Here is a 17,986-nt window from a genome sequence, read left to right as displayed (position 1 = left end):
ATCGTGCTACTTACCCATGTAAGTAGCACTTTTTTTGTCTAAATTTTGCCAACTACTTTTTAGGATTTTGATGAGTGCCGCTGGTTTTTTATTAAAAAATCTTAATAATATTCTTAATGTTTTTCTTAATAATGTTTTTAATACTGCTTTAAATGACCGTCTTAGCCGTTTTTTGATGAGATTTTATTTTTTACAGCTACTACTAAGGTGGTAGTGCTCTGCTCATGTTAGCTAATAGTAAGACTGTGATGGCTTATTTAAACTGACACCATCGAAAAATATTTACAGCATGGGCAGCGATTATTTGTACTGCGCCATTCAGCTTTAGATACACCATAGGCAATAATACAGAGGATAGCGAAATGAGCCATTTACTCGACCAATTCCGTTTTTTTAAACGTAAAAAGGGCGAATTCTCCGATGGGCATGGCGAGACGCGCGATGAGTCTCGTGATTGGGAAAACGTCTATCGTAGCCGTTGGCAGTATGACAAAGTGGTGCGTTCAACGCATGGTGTCAACTGTACCGGCTCTTGTTCGTGGAAAATCTACGTAAAAAATGGCTTGGTCACGTGGGAAACTCAGCAAACCGACTATCCAGAAACCCGTCCAGACCTACCAAACCACGAACCGCGTGGCTGTCCTCGTGGCGCAAGCTACAGCTGGTATATGTATTCTGCCAACCGTGTGAAATATCCTAAAGTTCGTAAGCCGCTCCTCAAATTATGGCGTGAAGCCAAAGCTCAATATCCTGATCCAGTAGACGCGTGGGGCAGTATCGTCCAAGACCCTATCAAAGCTGAACAGTACAAATCCAAGCGTGGCTTAGGTGGCTTTATTCGCTCAACGTGGGCGGAAGTGAATGAAATCATTGCTGCTAGTAACGTCTATACTGCCAAAACCTTTGGTCCTGATCGCATTATTGGCTTCTCTCCGATTCCTGCGATGTCGATGGTCAGTTACGCCGCTGGTAGTCGCTATCTATCGTTGATTGGTGGGGTTTGCTTATCTTTCTATGACTGGTACTGCGACTTACCGCCAGCATCGCCGATGGTTTGGGGCGAGCAGACAGACGTGCCAGAATCAGCCGATTGGTACAACTCTGACTATATTATTGCCTGGGGTTCAAACGTTCCTCAAACTCGTACCCCTGATGCGCATTTCTTTACCGAGGTTCGCTATAAAGGCACCAAGACAGTTTCAATCACCCCTGACTACGCTGAAGTCTCTAAGCTCACCGACTTATGGCTGAACCCTAAGCAAGGGACTGATGCTGCGGTGGCACAAGCATTCTGTCATGTCATTATTAAAGAGTTTTACCTCAAGCAGCCAAGTGATTATTTCTTAGATTACGCCAAACGCTACACCGACTTACCCGTCCTAGTCATGCTAGAAGGTGAAGAAGGCGCACGCCATGCTGGTCGCTATCTACGCGCTTCTGACTTAATTGATAACCTAGGGCAAGAAAACAACCCAGAATGGAAAACCATTGGACTGAATAGTGATGGCGAGCTGGTTTCTCCACTCGGTTCTATCGGCTATCGTTGGGGTGAAAAAGGTAAGTGGAATCTTGAGCAGAAAAACGGTACCACAGGCGAAGATATTGATCTAACACTGACTTTAAAAGACAGCAATGAAACCTGCCTAGTAGGCTTCGATTACTTTGGTCATGTTGAACACCCACATTTTGCGTCAGTACCAGGCGAAGCCATACAACAAAAAACCGTTCCTTGTAAAACAATCACCCTTGCCGATGGTACAACCGCTATCGTCGCCACTGTATTTGATTTAACGGTTGCCAACCTTGGCGTGGATAATGGTGTTGGTGGCGAGCATGTTACTGATGACTATGACGATGCGACTGTACCAGGAACTCCTGCTTGGCAAGAAGTTATCACTGGTTTGAGCCGTGAGCGTGTCATTCAAGTTGCCCGTGAGTTCGCAGAAAACGCACACAAGACACATGGTAAATCGATGATTATCATCGGCGCTGGTATGAATCACTGGTATCACCTCGATATGAACTATCGCGGCGTCATCAATATGCTCATGCTTTGTGGCTGTATCGGTAAATCGGGTGGCGGTTGGGCGCATTATGTTGGTCAAGAAAAACTGCGTCCACAAACAGGCTGGTTACCTCTTGCCTTTGCACTCGACTGGATGCGTCCACCACGCCAGATGGCTGGTACCAGCTTTTTCTATGCGCACAGCTCACAGTGGCGTCATGAGACTATTTCTGCCCATGAAATACTCTCGCCACTTGTCGATAAGAAATTTTTCCCAGAACACATGCTGGACTACAACATTCAAGCAGAGCGCGCAGGCTGGCTTCCTTCTGCCCCGCAATTAAACTGCAACCCTTTGACTATCGCGGCTAAAGCCAAAGCAAATGGTAAAGACGTGGAAGAGTATGTTGTTGATTCTCTTGAAGACGGCAGCATCCGCTTTGCTTGCGAATCTCCTGACAACCCAGACAACTTCCCGCGCAATATGTTTATCTGGCGCTCAAACCTCTTGGGCTCATCGGGTAAAGGTCATGAATATATGCTCAAGTACTTTTTGGGTACCAAAAATGGCTTACTCAATGAAGAAAATGCCGCAGGTCACCTGCAACCAAAAGAAGTCGATTGGGTAGAAAAAGGCCCTACTGGTAAATTGGATTTGGTTGTCACGTTAGACTTCCGTATGTCATCGACCTGCATGTATTCAGATATCGTCCTACCAACGGCAACATGGTATGAAAAAGATGACATGAATACCTCAGATATGCATCCCTTTATTCATCCACTCACTGCGGCGACCGACCCTGCTTGGGAATCTAAAACGGATTGGGAAATTTATAAAGGCATTGCCAAGACCTTCTCTGAAGTGTCAAAAGGACATTTGGGCGTTGAAACTGATGTCGTGACCTTACCAATGCAACATGATAGCCCGGGCGAATTGGCGCAGCCATTCGGTGGCACTGACTGGAAAACAGCAGGTGAAAAACCAGTACCCGGCAAAAACTGCCCGATGATTATGGTGGTTGAGCGTGATTATCCAAATACTTACAAGAAATTTACTTCTATGGGTCCTGCCTTAGAAAAATTAGGCAACGGCTCAAAAGGCTTAAATTGGGATATGAAAACCGAAGTCAAACAGCTCGGTGATTTAAATCATAGAGTTACTGAGCCTGGTATCTCTGAAGGTAGACCAAGCCTTAACACTGCGGTTAATGCCTCTGAAATGATTTTGATGCTGGCACCTGAAACCAACGGTCATGTCGCCGTAAAAGGTTGGGAAGCATTGTCTGAGTTTACCGGACGCGAGCATGCCCATCTTGCCAAATCTAGCGAACATGAAAAAATTCGTTTTAAAGATATCGTCGCTCAACCACGTAAAATTATCTCAAGCCCGACATGGTCAGGTATTGAGTCGGATGAGGTGAGTTATAACGCTGGTTATACCAACGTCCATGAGCTGATTCCTTGGCGTACCCTGACCGGTCGTCAACAGTTTTATCAAGACCATCCTTGGATGCAAGCGTTTGGCGAGCAAATGCAGCAGTATCGTCCACCTATCGATACCAAAACCACGGCGATGGTAAAAGATGCCAAACCAAATGGTAATAAAGAGATTGTACTGAACTTTTTAACACCGCACCAAAAATGGGGCATCCATAGTACGTACTCTGAAAACTTATTGATGCTGACCCTAAGCCGCGGTGGACCTTGTGTTTGGATGTCAGAAGTTGATGCCGCCAAAGCAGGTATCGTCGATAACGACTGGATTGAGCTGTTTAATGCGAACGGCGCGCTTACCGCTCGTGCCATTGTCAGCCAACGGGTCAAAGAAGGCATGACCATGATGTATCACGCTCAAGAAAAACTGGTCAATATTCCAGGTTCTGAGCAGACCGGTACGCGTGGCGGTATTCATAACTCAATGACCCGTACTATCTTGAAACCGACGCATATGATTGGTAGTTATGCCCAGCAATCTTATGGCTTTAACTACTATGGCACCGTAGGTTGTAACCGTGATGAGTTTGTCGTAATTCGCAAAATGTCAAAAATCGACTGGCTAGAAGATAAGCCAGATAACGAATTACCGCGTCCATTACCAACCACCATCGAGGATTAAAGCGTTTTCTTCTCCTGAAAATAGGTCGTTTTAGAATTTATCTTTTTAAACAATATCTTTTGAAACGACACCTTTTAAAACGACCTCAATGAAGAATAAAGAGCTGCTTTTTCTACTAATATTTGGAGCACAGATCCATGAAAATTCGTTCGCAAGTCGGCATGGTGCTTAACCTTGATAAATGTATCGGTTGCCACACCTGCTCAGTCACCTGTAAAAACGTCTGGACCAGCCGTGAAGGCATGGAATACGCGTGGTTCAACAACGTCGAGTCCAAGCCTGGTATTGGTTATCCCAAAGAGTGGGAAAACCAAACCAAATGGAAAGGCGGCTGGATACGTAATGCCAACGGCACCATAAATCCACGCATCGGTGGTAAGTTCAGAGTATTGGCAAATATCTTTGCCAACCCTGATTTGCCAGAAATCGATGATTATTACGAACCGTTTGATTTCGATTATCAGCATCTTCATACCGCTCCTATCAGTACCCATCAGCCTATCGCCCGTCCACGCTCAGCCATCACTGGCAAGCGTATGCAAAAGATTGAATGGGGTCCTAACTGGGAAGAGATTTTAGGTACAGAATTTGAAAAACGTCGTAAAGATAAAAACTTTGACAATATCCAAGCAGATATCTACGGCGAGTACGAAAATACTTTCATGATGTATTTGCCGCGTCTATGCGAGCATTGCTTGAACCCAACTTGCGTGGCCGCCTGTCCTAGTGGCGCGATCTATAAGCGTGAAGAAGACGGTATTGTTCTAATTGATCAAGAAAAATGCCGCGGCTGGCGGATGTGTATCTCAGGTTGTCCGTATAAAAAGATTTACTATAACTGGAAGTCCGGAAAATCTGAAAAATGTATCTTTTGTTATCCGCGTATCGAAGCGGGCTTACCGACTGTCTGCTCAGAAACTTGCGTTGGTCGTATCCGTTACTTAGGCGTCCTATTATATGACGCTGACAAAATCGCCGAAGCAGCTAGTACGCCAAACGAGAAAGACATTTATCCAGCCCAATTGGATTTATTCTTAGATCCTAATGACCCTGCCGTTATCGCTCAAGCGTTAAAAGACGGTGTTCCGCAGTCAGTGATTGATTCTGCGCAGCGCTCGCCAGTATATAAGCTCGCTGTTGATTGGAAGCTTGCCCTACCGCTACACCCTGAATACCGTACGCTACCGATGGTTTGGTATGTACCACCATTATCACCGATTCAAAATGCTGCTGAAGCTGGCAAAGTCGGTATGGATGGTCTGATTCCAGATGTCGACAGCTTACGTATCCCGTTACGTTATTTGGCCAACCTCTTGACCGCAGGTGATGAAGAGCCCGTTCGTCTTGCGCTAAAACGTCTACTTGCTATGCGTAGCTACAAGCGTATGCAACTGGTCGAAAAACAAGAAGTTCAAAGCATCTTAGACGATGTTGGTCTGACCAAACTTCAGGTTGAAGAAATGTATCGCTATCTTGCTATCGCCAACTACGAAGATCGTTTTGTCATTCCAACCGCACATCGCGAAGAAGCGTTGAGTGATGCCTTTGCTGAACGTAACGGTTGTGGTTTCACCTTTGGTGAAGGCTGTTCAGGTACTTCTGATAACAGTATGTTCGGACAACGCAAAACCAATCGTCGTGATTTCATCGATACTGTCCAAAAGTGGGAGTCATAAGATGCAAACTACTCAATTTCATACCGACAGCTCTGTCATCGACTCTGTAATGCCGCCAGTGATTGGCGCATCAGAATTAAAAATACTCAAAGTATTAAGCTTACTTATCGACTATCCAAGCAATGAGCTATTTTTAGGTGATACCTTGGCTGATTGCACAGAAATTGTCGCTAGATCAACCATTATTAGTCCTGAAGTACGAACGCAAATCATTGACTTGATTGAAGATCTAATCGATACCGGCTCTCTTGAAGCACAAGCGCGTTATGACGGTCTGTTTGAGCGCGGTCGGTCTTTATCACTTTGGTTGTTTGAGCATGTACATGGGGAGTCGCGTGATCGCGGTCAAGCCATGGTAGATTTGATGGGTCAATATGAAGAAGCTGGCTTTGCCATTAGCGTCAAAGAGCTCCCTGATTATCTTCCTTTATATCTAGAGTTTTTAGCGTATCAAGCAACCGTTATCGACGATGATATTCAAATTCGTATGGATATTGCCGATGTCAGTCACATCATTGCCTTGCTTGCTGCCAGACTTGAGCACCGCGGCAGTATGTATAAAGGCTGCTTTAATGCGCTATTGCAAATTGCTGGCAAGCCTCTGAATATGGTCGAAGAGTATCAAGAAAAAATCAGTAAAGAAAAACCTGATGACAGCTTTGAAGCATTAGACAAAGAGTGGGAAGAGGAAGTGGTTACTTTCTTAGATGCGCAACAAGAAGAGCGTTGTTCTTCTCAGACCAGCACCCAAAGTCTGGCAGCAAAAGCGGGTGTTAGAACTGCCCCTACTAAAAACATCGTCGACGCTCCTGTGCACTGGGTAGACTTTAAAACCAATCCACCGGTTAAACAATCATAAGGAGAGAAGATATGAATATTGCAGATCCTAGCGTACAGTCTTTAGCCAATCTAAGTTGGCTGCAAATCTTTCTTTTTGGTGTTTATCCATATATAGCATTGACCATCGCTATCATTGGTACTTGGGTACGTTTTGATTTATCTCAGTATTCGTGGAAGACCGGTTCATCACAAATGCTAAGAACCAAAAACATGCGTCTTGCTAGCAACTTATTCCACGTCGGTATTATCGTGGTATTGCTTGGGCATTTATTCGGTATGTTGACGCCGCATTTTCTCTATGACCGCTTTATCAGTGCTGGGCATAAGCAGATTTTAGCGGTGGTCGTCGGTGGTATTGCAGGGGTATTTTGTTGGTTTGGTTTGGTCATGCTGATGTGGCGACGCTTTACGGACGACCGTATCTCCAACACCTCATCATTTTCTGACAAGCTGATACTCGTGCTGTTATTTATTCAGCTCAACCTCGGATTAATATCCATCTTTACCTCAGTAAAACATCTAGATGGCTTTACTATGATGAATTTAGCAGGATGGGCACAGGACATCACCATCTTAAGACCTTGGCAAGCAGCAGCTCGTATCGAGCAAACTGACCTCATCTATCAGCTGCATATGGCACTAGGTATCACGTTGATTGCGATATTCCCATTCACACGGCTCATTCATATTATTAGCGCGCCAGTGTGGTATTTAGGTCGCCGCTATCAAATTGTGAGAGAGAAACGTTCGCAATAGAAATAACCACAATAGTGAAACAGCATTGATGTTTAAATAGGAATACGATACCATAAGATTCATTTTTAATGAATCTTATGGAAACAGCTTGATTATTTTACTGCTGAATGCTTAATCCTGCACCCAGTCCAGTTGCAGCGTTCATTGCAGTTTAAATATCTAATTACTGTTACCAAGTTCATTTTTTGAGCTTCAATCCCTAAACTTATCAATGTGAATATATTCACTAAAGGAACCACAATGGCCTCACCACAAACATTAGAAATCGTCAAAGCAACGGTACCAGTACTTGAAGAGCACGGCACCGCGATTACTACTGTGTTTTATAAAAATATGTTTAATGGGCATCCTGAACTGCTTGATATTTTTAATGAAACCAATCAGAAACTAGGTCGCCAACAGACCGCATTAGCAATGACGGTTTTAGCAGCGGCCAAACATTTGGAAAACTTAGCGACTTTATTGCCGCAAGTCACACAAATCAGTCATAAGCATCGTGCCTTACAGATTTTGCCAGAGCACTACCCTATCGTTGGCACCCACTTACTTGGTGCCATAAAAGAAGTACTGGGTGAAGCGGCTAATGACGACATCATCAATGCTTGGACTGAAGCTTATGATGAAATTGCCTCGGTATTTATCCAAGTCGAACACGGTATGTACGAGCAGGAAATGTGGCAAGGTTTTGCTCCATTTAAAGTGACTGAAAAAGTAGAAGCCGCCACTGATATCGCCGCCTTTACGGTCGTTCCAGTAAACGCTGATTTAGCAAGCAATAACACAGCAAGCCACAAACCTATCGACCTAAGCAAACTTAAACTAAGCGCTGGTCAATACATCACGGTAAAAACAGATCCAACCGACAGCGACCGTATTGCCCTGCGTCATTATTCTTTATTCTCAGCCAATAGCGATAAAGGCATCCAGTTTGCGGTCAGACGCGATAACCGCAATGAGCATAATGGGCTAGTGTCTAACTATCTGCATGACTCATTAGAAGTCGGCGATACGGTTCTATTGTCTGCACCGGCTGGTGATTTTGAGCTCAATCAAGATTTAGTACAACAAAACGATATTCCATTAGTACTTGTCAGCGCTGGGGTTGGGGTAACACCGATTTTATCGATGTTAGAAGCACAAGTAACTGCCAATCCAAAGCGTCCTATCGTCTGGGTTTATGCTTGCCAAAACCAAGAGCATCATGCTTTCAATAATGAAATAAATGCGCTATTAGCCGCTGCTGAAAACGTAGAAAAGCACATCTTCTACTTTGAGTCTGGGCAAATTCTTGATGAAGCGTGGCTTGCCAATTTACCTAAGCCCGCCGACATTTATGTCTGTGGTTCAATGCCATTTATGGAAAGTATTATCGATGGCTTAATGATCCTCGACCATGGCGTTGATAGTGTTCATTACGAACCATTTGGTCCTAAAATGAGCCTAGAGTTGGCTTAATATTATCAACTTAATAAAGTATTGAGGATGATGAACAATCTCAATGCTTTATTAAAGATAATAGAATATAAGTCAGACACCGCCGTAGAGCCGCTTTTAAACAATTTATGCAATAGCAGTAAATTTATTTAAAGGCGGCTCTATTTTTTTATTATTTTTATTCAGTTTTTAACGTAAAACCTCAATCTTATTTTAAGATTCCTATTACAAGAATCCTTTTATCAAAAACTTTAGTGGAGCAAAAGCCATGACTGTCAGTACCTACAATCCAACCGACCACACGACGACTAACAACGTAAGTAACAGCGTAAATAACAACGTTAGTAGTGACACTCATACTGACCATGCTGCTCATGCCTCTACTGATGCCAATCACACGCACAGCGGTCATAATTGTGGTCATGACCATAGTCACGATCACAGCCATGACCACAATCATCATAGTCATGAGCACAATCATAGTCATGGTGATGATATCGTTCATTTAATGCCAACCTTGACCGATCTACAAAAACCACATTCTGATCAAGAGTTCATCGAAAAGGCAATGGCGGAAGAACACAGCAACCATAAAAACCTCATCGCTTCTAGTCGTGATGAATTGCCTTCGGTCACGGTAAATGGTGTGATGATAGATAGAACTAACATTGCTCAAGAGCTGCAATATCACCCAGCAGAAAATAAAGAAGACGCGGTATTTTTAGCGACGCAGGCTTTGGTTGTACGTGAACTACTTAGACTGGCGGTTTTGGATGAGCCAAACCTTGGCGAAGCGGCATGGGAAAACGATGAAGAACAAGCTATTTCTGCCTTGATAGATAAAAATGTCCAAGCGACCATGCCTGATATGGCAACGTGTGAGCGTTACTATAAGCAAAATATTACGGACTATATGACCGATCCTATTATGAACGTGCGCCATATCTTGCTGGCTTGTCTGCCTGAAGATGGCGACGAGCGATTAAAGCTCAAAAAGACCGCTTACGAATTTATTGAACAAATTAAAAATAATGCCAATCCCGATGCAGAGTTTATTCAATTGGCACGCCAGCACTCTGCTTGTCCTTCAAAAGAACAAGATGGTGAGTTGGGTGTGATTAACAAAGGACAAACCGTACCAGAATTTGAAAGCGCGTTATTTAAGTCAGACGCAGGACTTGCGCCAAGCCCCATCGAAAGCAGATATGGCTTCCACGTCGTTGATGTATTAAATAAAGAACCTGGCATACAGATGACTTATGATCAAGTTGTCCCTGCTATTCATAATAAGCTGAGCCAGCAAGCGTTTCATCAAGCATTGTGCGATTATCTGTTTACGCTAGCGAATGAAGCAGACATCGAAGGTATCGAGATGATGCTTGAGCAAGAGAATATATTCCGCGGCTAATCAATCATCTGTCGGTGACGACATTGTTATGATATAAAGTAGCTCTTATGGTATAACGTCTCTCTGATGCTATAAATAGTCCAACATTAATAAAATGAGTAGAAGTTTATGATTACGGTTGAAGGCCTCATCTCTGAAATAAAGCAGCGCGTAGAAACTTATAACCATAATGACTATCCGCTACCTAACAGACAAATCAATACTTACGACTTGTTAGAAAGCCGTAATCAGATATTGGCTGAAGACATTGTCTCGCCCTTTGCTATACCGAGGCAGAACTTATCCGCGATGGACGGTTATGCGATTGCAAAAAATAGTAAACTCGCAGCAGATACTGTGATTGATATCGTTGGTGAATCGCAAGCTGGCAGTCCTTACACTGGTGATATCAAGGCAGGACAAGGGATACGTATCTTTACCGGTGCGGTCGTACCTGACAGCTGTGATACCGTCATCATGCAAGAAAACACCAACTTTGCAGCGATAAGAGACACGATAGATAAATCACAGCCTTATGCCATCACGCTTAGTCAAACTGCTAAATGCGATGACAACATTCGTAAGCAAGGCGAAGAAATTGAAACTGGTGAAACTGTTTTACTCAAAGGTAAACGACTGAATCCTGCTGATATTAGTTTATTGGCGAATTTAGGTGTCGATAAAGTTGCTGTCTATAAACCTTTGATCGTCGGTGTGCTCGCGACTGGCGATGAGCTCGTGGCGATTGGCAATGAGCTTGAAAGCTTGGCACAAATCTATAATTCCAATACGCCTACACTCAAAAGCCTATTATCTGATTTACCCGTAGATATTCGTGATTATGGCATCATTGCTGATAATTTAGACAAAACCACTGCCGCTGTGACCAAAGCGATGCAAGAGTGCGATGTACTTATCTCTACCGCTGGCGTATCCGTTGGTGATTATGACTTTTTAACCACCGTCATTGAACAATTAGGAAAAATTAATCACTATAAAGTGGCGATGAAACCCGGTAAACCTTTTGTATTTGGTGAGCTGAATCAAAACCTTGCCAAGCCAGTATTGTATTTTGGCTTACCCGGCAACCCATTATCGACGGTCGTCGGCACCTTACAATTTGTGATTCCAGCATTGTGGCAAATGGCAGGCGCTGCTCTACAAGAGCGACCCATGCAATTGACCCTAAGCGCAACGCTTGAAAATGATATTAAAAAATCAGCAGGTCGTACGGACTTTCAAAGAGGGATTCTGTCACAAAATGAAGCTGGCAATTTTCAAGTTGAAAGCTTTACCAAACAGCAATCGCACCGTATCAAACAGCTTAGCCACGCCAACTGTTTTATTGTATTGGCTCAAGATTCTGGTAACCTATCGGCTGGTGAAAACGTACAGGTTCAGCCCTTCCCTTGGTTGAATCATTGAAAGTTACATCATTGATAGTTTAATAACTGAAAACTGCGTTGTTTACAGCTAAACAGTTAATAATTCTTTATACCATTAACCGTGAGAAACTTATTATCCACTACCATTTAGCTTCTACTACTTTGGTGGTAGTTTTTAAGTAACTTACGGTTAATTGTTATTTGCTGATAAGCTGTCATAATGATATCTAAATAGAATTTTTCACTCACAACCTGAGGCAACGCCTAAAAGTACACAATATACTTAATATTAATGGTAATCATCTATGAACCATCTTGCCCCCAATGCAGGCAATGCTCAACTGTATTCGCCTGTCGCTGCACCCGCTATTTCTGATGGTGATTCACCGTCGAAAGTCGCCATGTCGTCTATCCATTCTCCTAGTACGCTCTCTCAACCATTAACAGATGGTTTCGCACGACGTCTAACCTATCTGCGTTTATCGATTACAGACTTCTGTAATTTCCGCTGTGAATACTGCCTGCCGGATGGCTATCAAGGCAAACCGCCACAAAATGAGCTGAGTGTCGCTGAAATTGCTACTTTAATCCGCGGTTTTGCCCAAGTAGGCACCAAAAAAGTCAGAATTACGGGCGGTGAGCCTTCTATACGCCGTGATGTGGTAGACATTATTAAAACTATCAAAAACACCAAAGGCATTGAAACCGTCGCCATGACCAGTAATGGCTATAAACTTGGTAAGCACTTAGCCGATTGGCACGCTGCTGGACTAAACCAACTTAATATCAGTATGGACAGCTTTGATGCTGTTACTTTTCATAAGATGACTGGTTTTGATATGTTGCCGCAGCTGTTGGCTGATATGGATAAATTACTAGCGACCACGGATATCAAACTAAAAATAAACAGTATTTTAATGGCTGAAACTGCCTTTGAAAATCTGATGAATGCCATCGAATATATCAAAGATAGAGCTATTACCTATCGATTTATTGAATTTATGCAAACCAGTGACAACAGCGATTTATTTTTTGCGCAGCATGCACAGTCCGACATTATCACCAATTATTTATTAAAAAATGGTTGGCAAACCCATGTGCGTGGTAGCAACGATGGTCCAGCGATAGAGTATAGCCATCCTGATTATCAAGGGCGCATCGGTATGATTGCGCCTTATGCCGCTCATTTTTGTGACAGCTGTAATCGCCTGCGTGTCAGCAGTCAAGGTAAGGTACATCTGTGTCTATTTGACCAAGGTAATTACGACATTCGTGAGCATCTAGAACAAGACGATGTTGCAGGGCTCGTTAATACCCTACATAGCTTTATGCCAATCAAACCTGAACACCATCATCTCCATGATTCCAATAGTGGCATGATGAATAACTTGTCGATGATTGGTGGTTAGAATCAACAATATACTAATAATCAAATTTTTCATTTTTTATAACAAGCATATTTATTAAGGAATATCCATGAGTAAGCTGCAAGCTCCATTTACCCCGCTTAATATCGCCATCTTAACGGTTTCTGATAGCCGTACTCTTGCAGAAGATACCTCGGGTCAGTATCTGGTCGATCAATTAACCGCAGCAGGGCATCAACTTGCGGATCGTCAGTTGATTATTGATGATATTTATAAAATTAGAGCCGTTATCAGCGGCTGGATTGCCGACCCAGATGTGCACGCTATTATTACCACTGGCGGTACTGGTTTTTATATTAGAGACAGCATGCCAGAAGCGGTTGGCGTATTGTTTGATAAATCAGTTGATGGCTTTGGTGAGATGTTCCGCTTAATTTCAAAAGACGATATCGGTATGTCTACCATACAATCCAGAGCAGTGGCTGGCATGGCAAATGGTACAGGTATTTTCTGCTTACCAGGCTCATCCGGCGCTTGCCGCACCGCTTGGGAAGGTATCTTGCAAGAGCAACTCGATAGCCGTACGCGTCCGTGTAATTTTGTCCCACACTTTATGCGTACCAATCCAGGTCATGATTAAATGATTGCGGATGTTGATAATGTTACTAATATTTCAACCAGCTCCAATGCAGATCATTTAGACCGTTTAGCAGGTATTGTTATTTTGGCTGGTGGCGCGTCCAAACGTATGGGGTCGCCTAAGGCTGAATTAACCCTGTCGACAAACGAGCGCCTGCTTGACTATCATGTTAGACAAGCGCTTGAACTAAGCGCAGCGGTTATGAACAATGCGCCTATTATGATTGCTGATAATGAGCGTGGTTTTAGCATCAATCCGGATTTAATTGTCAAAAATCCGCAGGTGCCAATCATCCATATTGCTGATTATCTGTCTATCAACAATATTTCTGGCAATGATGACGAGCAGATCGAAACCGGCGGCGCATTAGTGGCCATTGAGTCAGCGCTACAATCTGCGGCAAGCTTGACGAAATTAGGCGAAATACCAAACGCGCACGCATCTTGGCTGATGGTTATTAGCTGTGATAGCTTGGTTCCTGCAACCGATTTATGGCAAAAGCTAAAGACTTATATAACACAAGCCACAGATAAATCTGCCATTTGCCTAACGGATGATAGTCATTTATATCCATTATTAGGTATCTATCGATTAAGTATTGAGCCTAATTTAAAGCATTATATTGATCATGGACAGCGCCAAGTGATGAAGTTTATTAAGCCTATCGTCCAGCCTGTGTCATTTCCCAAAAACTGGCAGTATTTGACTAATTTTAATACTCCCGAAGATTTCAAACGCGCCTGTATAGCTTTGACTCATCTATAAAAAACAGTTTAAAAAAGGTTTTACCTATGAGTAGTAATCTCCAAATAAATAATGAAGCCACACTAGCTGAATCAACATCGGCTAAATCAAACTTATCGCATCTAGATAGCGACGGCGATATTACGATGGTTGATGTCAGTGGCAAAACGGCGACGACAAGAGAAGCTTGTGCGCAAGGACAGGTAGTTTTCCCCGCAGCGATTTATGAGCAAATCAAGGCTGCTGACGGTATGACCAAAAAAGGCAGCATTACCCAAACTGCTCATATCGCAGGCATTATGGCAGCCAAACGCACCCACGATCTTATTCCACTTTGCCATCCCCTTCCATTAGACAAAATTGGCTTAACCTTTGTATACGATGATAATAAAAATAGCATTACCGTCACTGCCACCATCAAAGTCACGCATAAAACTGGCGTAGAAATGGAAGCACTGACCGCCGTTAGTGTGGCGTGCTTAACCATCTATGATATGACTAAAGCCATCTCACATGACATTGTGATTGATAATATTCATTTGATGAACAAAACGGGCGGCAAATCCGACTATCAGCATGCCTAAATTAGTATCATTGTTCCGATATGCATAAAGTTTGGTAATTAACAAATAATGGAGACTGCTATGAGCGCTTTAATCGAAAGTAATACAGATGCCACGATGAATATTACTATTTTATACTTCGCAAGCTTGGCTGATGAAGCCAATTGTCATGAAGAAAAAATCAATGTGCAACAGTCGACTTCATTAACCGATTTATATGAGCAGTTGCGCCAAAAGCATCGTTTTAGTCGTCCGCAGTCAGAACTGCGTGTGGCGGTCAATGACTACTTTGCCAAATGGACAGATGAGATTTATGATGGTGATAACGTGGTTTTTATTACACCCGTCGCTGGCGGTTAATGTTACTCATACTTTCTGCATATATCATTATAAAGCTCACTCAAAATAATAAATAGAGAAAATAAATGACAGACAATGTACATGGGCAGTCGATGCACATTAAACGTAGCATCGATGAAGCCTACCTGATTGCTGAACGTGATGGTTTTGCGCTATTAGATACCAACATTGACGAAACCCGGCTTAAAAACACCCTCGATGATGACAGCTGCGGGGCATTTGTATGCTTCGAGGGACGGGTACGCAACCACAATAATGCCAGTAGCGTCAATCGCTTAACCTATTACGGCTACGAAGACCTCGCCCTCAATCAAGGACGGGCCATTATTGAAGAAGCAAAAAAGCGTTTTGAAATCACTCATGCTATCGCCATCCATCGTATTGGCGCGTTAGAGATTGGCGACGTGGCTGTGTGGGTGGGCGTCGTCTCAGCCCATCGCTATCCTGCCTTTGATGCCTGTCGCTGGATACTCGATACGATTAAAGCAGATATTCCCGTTTGGAAGCAAGAGTACTATCAAGATGATTCTTCTAAATGGCTAAGCAACAATGGCTAAGCAAAAGAAGCATATGCAAAGGTTCATAATGGCAGTAAATATAATTATTAGCTAAAAAAACAGCTATTAAGCTGTCTAATATAAATAAGCAACCTAGACTTCAAAACCAATATTTTTTCACTGATAATTGTTTCATATTTTAAAATTAGAGGATATTAAGTATGCAAGCTAAGCAATTAAATGGTCATCGTGAACCCGTCACCAATCTGTCTTACTTAAAATTATCAAAACCTATCGTAACGCTAGGCGCATCTGTTTGTTTAGCGTTAGCACTGAGTGCTTGTAGTAAAGAAACCAGTACGGAAGAGACGCAAGCCGTTGCTAATGATGCAACGACTCAACCAACTGAAACTATGCGCATTGCAGCTGCAGCCAACTTATCAGATGTACTACCTGAAATCATTGAAGGTTATAAAGCTGATAGAAATCAGCCGAATCAAAAAATCGAAGTCACCTTTGCCTCATCAGGTAAGCTTTATTCTCAAATTACCTCAGGTGCGCCTTACGACATATTCTTAGCGGCCAATCAAGAATTCCCCGCTAAGTTAGTAGATGAGATGTTTAAAGGTGACACAAGCCACACGCCATTTACTTATACCCAAGGTCAGCTATCTATTTATAGTGCCACCAAACCTGTTAGTGGACCGAACCAAACCACATTGACTGAGTTACTAAAGAACGATAATAAAACAAAAATCACCATTGCCAATCCAGAGCTTGCGCCTTATGGTGAATCTGCAAAAACCTATCTACAAGAGCAAAAACTCTATGACTCTCTAACGGCGCAAAAACGCATCATACAAGCTGAAAATATTGGTCAAGCCTTTCAATATGCGCATACCGGTAGTGTCGACTATGGCTTTGTTGCGCACTCACAAGTCACGGCAATTAAAGCCACCCCTGAGCAGTTTTATATCTTACCACCAGAGTCTTATCCTGCTATCTTACAAGACGGCATCGTTATCACTGACGTGGCAGCCGCAGCAGATTTCACTGACTATCTACGCTCTCCTGCAGGACAAGCTTATTTTTCTAAAGCGGGTTATTTAGCGGTTAAGTAGCCTATCTGTAGATAGGTTATTTTATCAGTTCTATACTGTCATTTATAAATGAAGGCGCGCTGACAATGAGGCTAAAGCTATTGTTATCAGTGCGCCTTCATATTATGATGCTAAGTATAATAAATGGCATGGCATTATAAGTAACGTCCTATCAGTAATGTATTAGATAAAAGGTAAATAAACAGTGACGCTATGATGTCTCAGTCTCTTATCTCAGATATGCTGCTCCCCGTATGGGTGAGCATCAAGCTTGCCGGCATTACCACCTTATGTTTATTATTGTTTGCAACCCCATTGGCTTATTGGTTGGCCAAACCCAGTTGCGGCAATATCATTGGCCGTATAAAGATACTGCTCATGGGGGTGATTGCCATGCCTCTTGTGTTGCCACCAACGGTGATCGGTTTTTACTTATTACTGCTGTTAAGCCCAAACTTTGGTATTGGCAAATGGCTTGCACAATATAATATCAGCGCTTTCACCTTTACCTTTGAGGGACTGGTAATTGGCTCTATTATTTACTCATTACCTTTTTACGTTCAGCCTGTCTATGCGCAATTCTTACGCATTCCAGCCAGTGTCATGGACGCCGCTCATCTGCTAGAGCCCAGCCGTTTAAGACGTTTTATACGCGTGGCACTACCGCAAGCACGTATCGGTATCATCCTTGGTAGTCTAATCAGCTTTGCACATACCATTGGTGAGTTTGGTGTGGTACTAATGATTGGCGGTAGTATTTCGGGTGAGACCAAAGTCGTCTCTATTGCTATCTATGAGCAAGTAGAGGCGCTGAATTATGAGGCAGCGCACATGATGTCTATTATTCTCATTATCATGGGCATGGTTATGGTGGCATTGATTGCAAGTGTCAGCCGATTGAATCAGCGCTCATAAAGCTTCCATAAAAAATAAACGCTATTGCATAAAAAACCCTCAATTAACCTATAAAGTTGAATGAACTGACCCCCGAAACTTGGACGGTTAATTAAATATAGGACTGAGTTCTGTATTGCACAGGGCTCAGTCCTTTTAGTTTAAGCTGAATTCTTTCATGATTATAATAATGCATAAATCTATGAATTTGTTGTTCTAACA

At 42.9% G+C, this 17,986-nt stretch carries 16 protein-coding genes; 15 read left to right on the top strand and 1 reads right to left on the bottom strand.

Annotated elements, in window-relative coordinates; all coding sequences use genetic code 11:
• The first annotated feature begins 362 nt into the window (after positions 1–362).
• The 15 genes from CAN34_RS12995 (at position 363) to modB (ending at position 17,785) form a co-directional block, all read left to right on the top strand.
• Complete coding sequence (locus CAN34_RS12995) at positions 363–4,121, top strand: nitrate reductase subunit alpha (RefSeq protein ID WP_089555999.1); 3,759 nt, start codon at positions 363–365, stop codon at positions 4,119–4,121.
• Between the two features lie 137 nt (positions 4,122–4,258).
• On the top strand, positions 4,259–5,797 hold the full coding sequence (gene narH, locus CAN34_RS12990; protein WP_079691217.1) for a nitrate reductase subunit beta: 1,539 nt from the start codon (positions 4,259–4,261) through the stop codon (positions 5,795–5,797).
• A 1-nt stretch (position 5,798) separates the two neighbouring features.
• Positions 5,799–6,656 carry a nitrate reductase molybdenum cofactor assembly chaperone gene (gene narJ / locus CAN34_RS12985; protein ID WP_089555998.1) on the top strand — a complete coding sequence of 286 codons (858 nt, stop codon included), beginning with the start codon at positions 5,799–5,801 and terminating at the stop codon, positions 6,654–6,656.
• 11 nt (positions 6,657–6,667) lie between these two features.
• Positions 6,668–7,393 carry a respiratory nitrate reductase subunit gamma gene (gene narI, locus CAN34_RS12980; protein WP_089555997.1) on the top strand — a complete coding sequence of 242 codons (726 nt, stop codon included), beginning with the start codon at positions 6,668–6,670 and terminating at the stop codon, positions 7,391–7,393.
• Between the two features lie 240 nt (positions 7,394–7,633).
• Entirely contained in the window at positions 7,634–8,848 is a 1,215-nt protein-coding gene (locus tag CAN34_RS12975; protein ID WP_089555996.1) for a globin domain-containing protein, read from the top strand.
• Positions 8,849–9,095: 247 nt separating this feature from the next.
• A complete protein-coding gene (locus CAN34_RS12965; RefSeq protein ID WP_368039510.1) occupies positions 9,096–10,235 on the top strand; it encodes a peptidylprolyl isomerase in 1,140 nt (379 codons plus the stop codon).
• Between the two features lie 108 nt (positions 10,236–10,343).
• Positions 10,344–11,639, top strand: a complete 1,296-nt coding sequence (glp, locus tag CAN34_RS12960) for a gephyrin-like molybdotransferase Glp (protein WP_089555993.1) — start codon at positions 10,344–10,346, stop codon at positions 11,637–11,639.
• Positions 11,640–11,904: 265 nt separating this feature from the next.
• On the top strand, positions 11,905–13,008 hold the full coding sequence (gene moaA, locus CAN34_RS12955; RefSeq protein ID WP_089555992.1) for a GTP 3',8-cyclase MoaA: 1,104 nt from the start codon (positions 11,905–11,907) through the stop codon (positions 13,006–13,008).
• 67 nt (positions 13,009–13,075) lie between these two features.
• Positions 13,076–13,606 carry a molybdenum cofactor biosynthesis protein B gene (gene moaB, locus CAN34_RS12950; protein WP_089555991.1) on the top strand — a complete coding sequence of 177 codons (531 nt, stop codon included), beginning with the start codon at positions 13,076–13,078 and terminating at the stop codon, positions 13,604–13,606.
• The gene (locus tag CAN34_RS12945) at positions 13,607–14,371 is read left to right on the top strand and encodes a molybdenum cofactor guanylyltransferase (RefSeq protein ID WP_089555990.1); all 765 of its coding nucleotides are present in this window, start codon (positions 13,607–13,609) and stop codon (positions 14,369–14,371) included.
• 26 nt (positions 14,372–14,397) lie between these two features.
• A complete protein-coding gene (gene moaC, locus CAN34_RS12940) occupies positions 14,398–14,934 on the top strand; it encodes a cyclic pyranopterin monophosphate synthase MoaC (RefSeq protein ID WP_089555989.1) in 537 nt (178 codons plus the stop codon).
• Between the two features lie 60 nt (positions 14,935–14,994).
• A complete protein-coding gene (locus tag CAN34_RS12935) occupies positions 14,995–15,273 on the top strand; it encodes a MoaD/ThiS family protein (protein ID WP_089555987.1) in 279 nt (92 codons plus the stop codon).
• A 65-nt stretch (positions 15,274–15,338) separates the two neighbouring features.
• On the top strand, positions 15,339–15,830 hold the full coding sequence (locus CAN34_RS12930; protein WP_089555985.1) for a molybdenum cofactor biosynthesis protein MoaE: 492 nt from the start codon (positions 15,339–15,341) through the stop codon (positions 15,828–15,830).
• A gap of 161 nt (positions 15,831–15,991) precedes the next feature.
• The gene (gene modA / locus CAN34_RS12925) at positions 15,992–16,891 is read left to right on the top strand and encodes a molybdate ABC transporter substrate-binding protein (protein ID WP_089555983.1); all 900 of its coding nucleotides are present in this window, start codon (positions 15,992–15,994) and stop codon (positions 16,889–16,891) included.
• 192 nt (positions 16,892–17,083) lie between these two features.
• The gene (gene modB / locus CAN34_RS12920) at positions 17,084–17,785 is read left to right on the top strand and encodes a molybdate ABC transporter permease subunit (RefSeq protein ID WP_089555981.1); all 702 of its coding nucleotides are present in this window, start codon (positions 17,084–17,086) and stop codon (positions 17,783–17,785) included.
• Between the two features lie 91 nt (positions 17,786–17,876).
• Here the strand turns inward: modB and CAN34_RS12915 are convergent.
• Positions 17,877–17,986 (bottom strand): IS3 family transposase (locus tag CAN34_RS12915; RefSeq protein ID WP_133063024.1); only part of this gene is annotated, 110 nt, incomplete at its 5' end.

The sequence above is a fragment of the Psychrobacter sp. DAB_AL32B genome (genome assembly GCF_002224105.1).
In the GTDB taxonomy this organism is placed as follows: domain Bacteria; phylum Pseudomonadota; class Gammaproteobacteria; order Pseudomonadales; family Moraxellaceae; genus Psychrobacter.
This window is presented reverse-complemented; position numbering and strand designations above follow the sequence as displayed.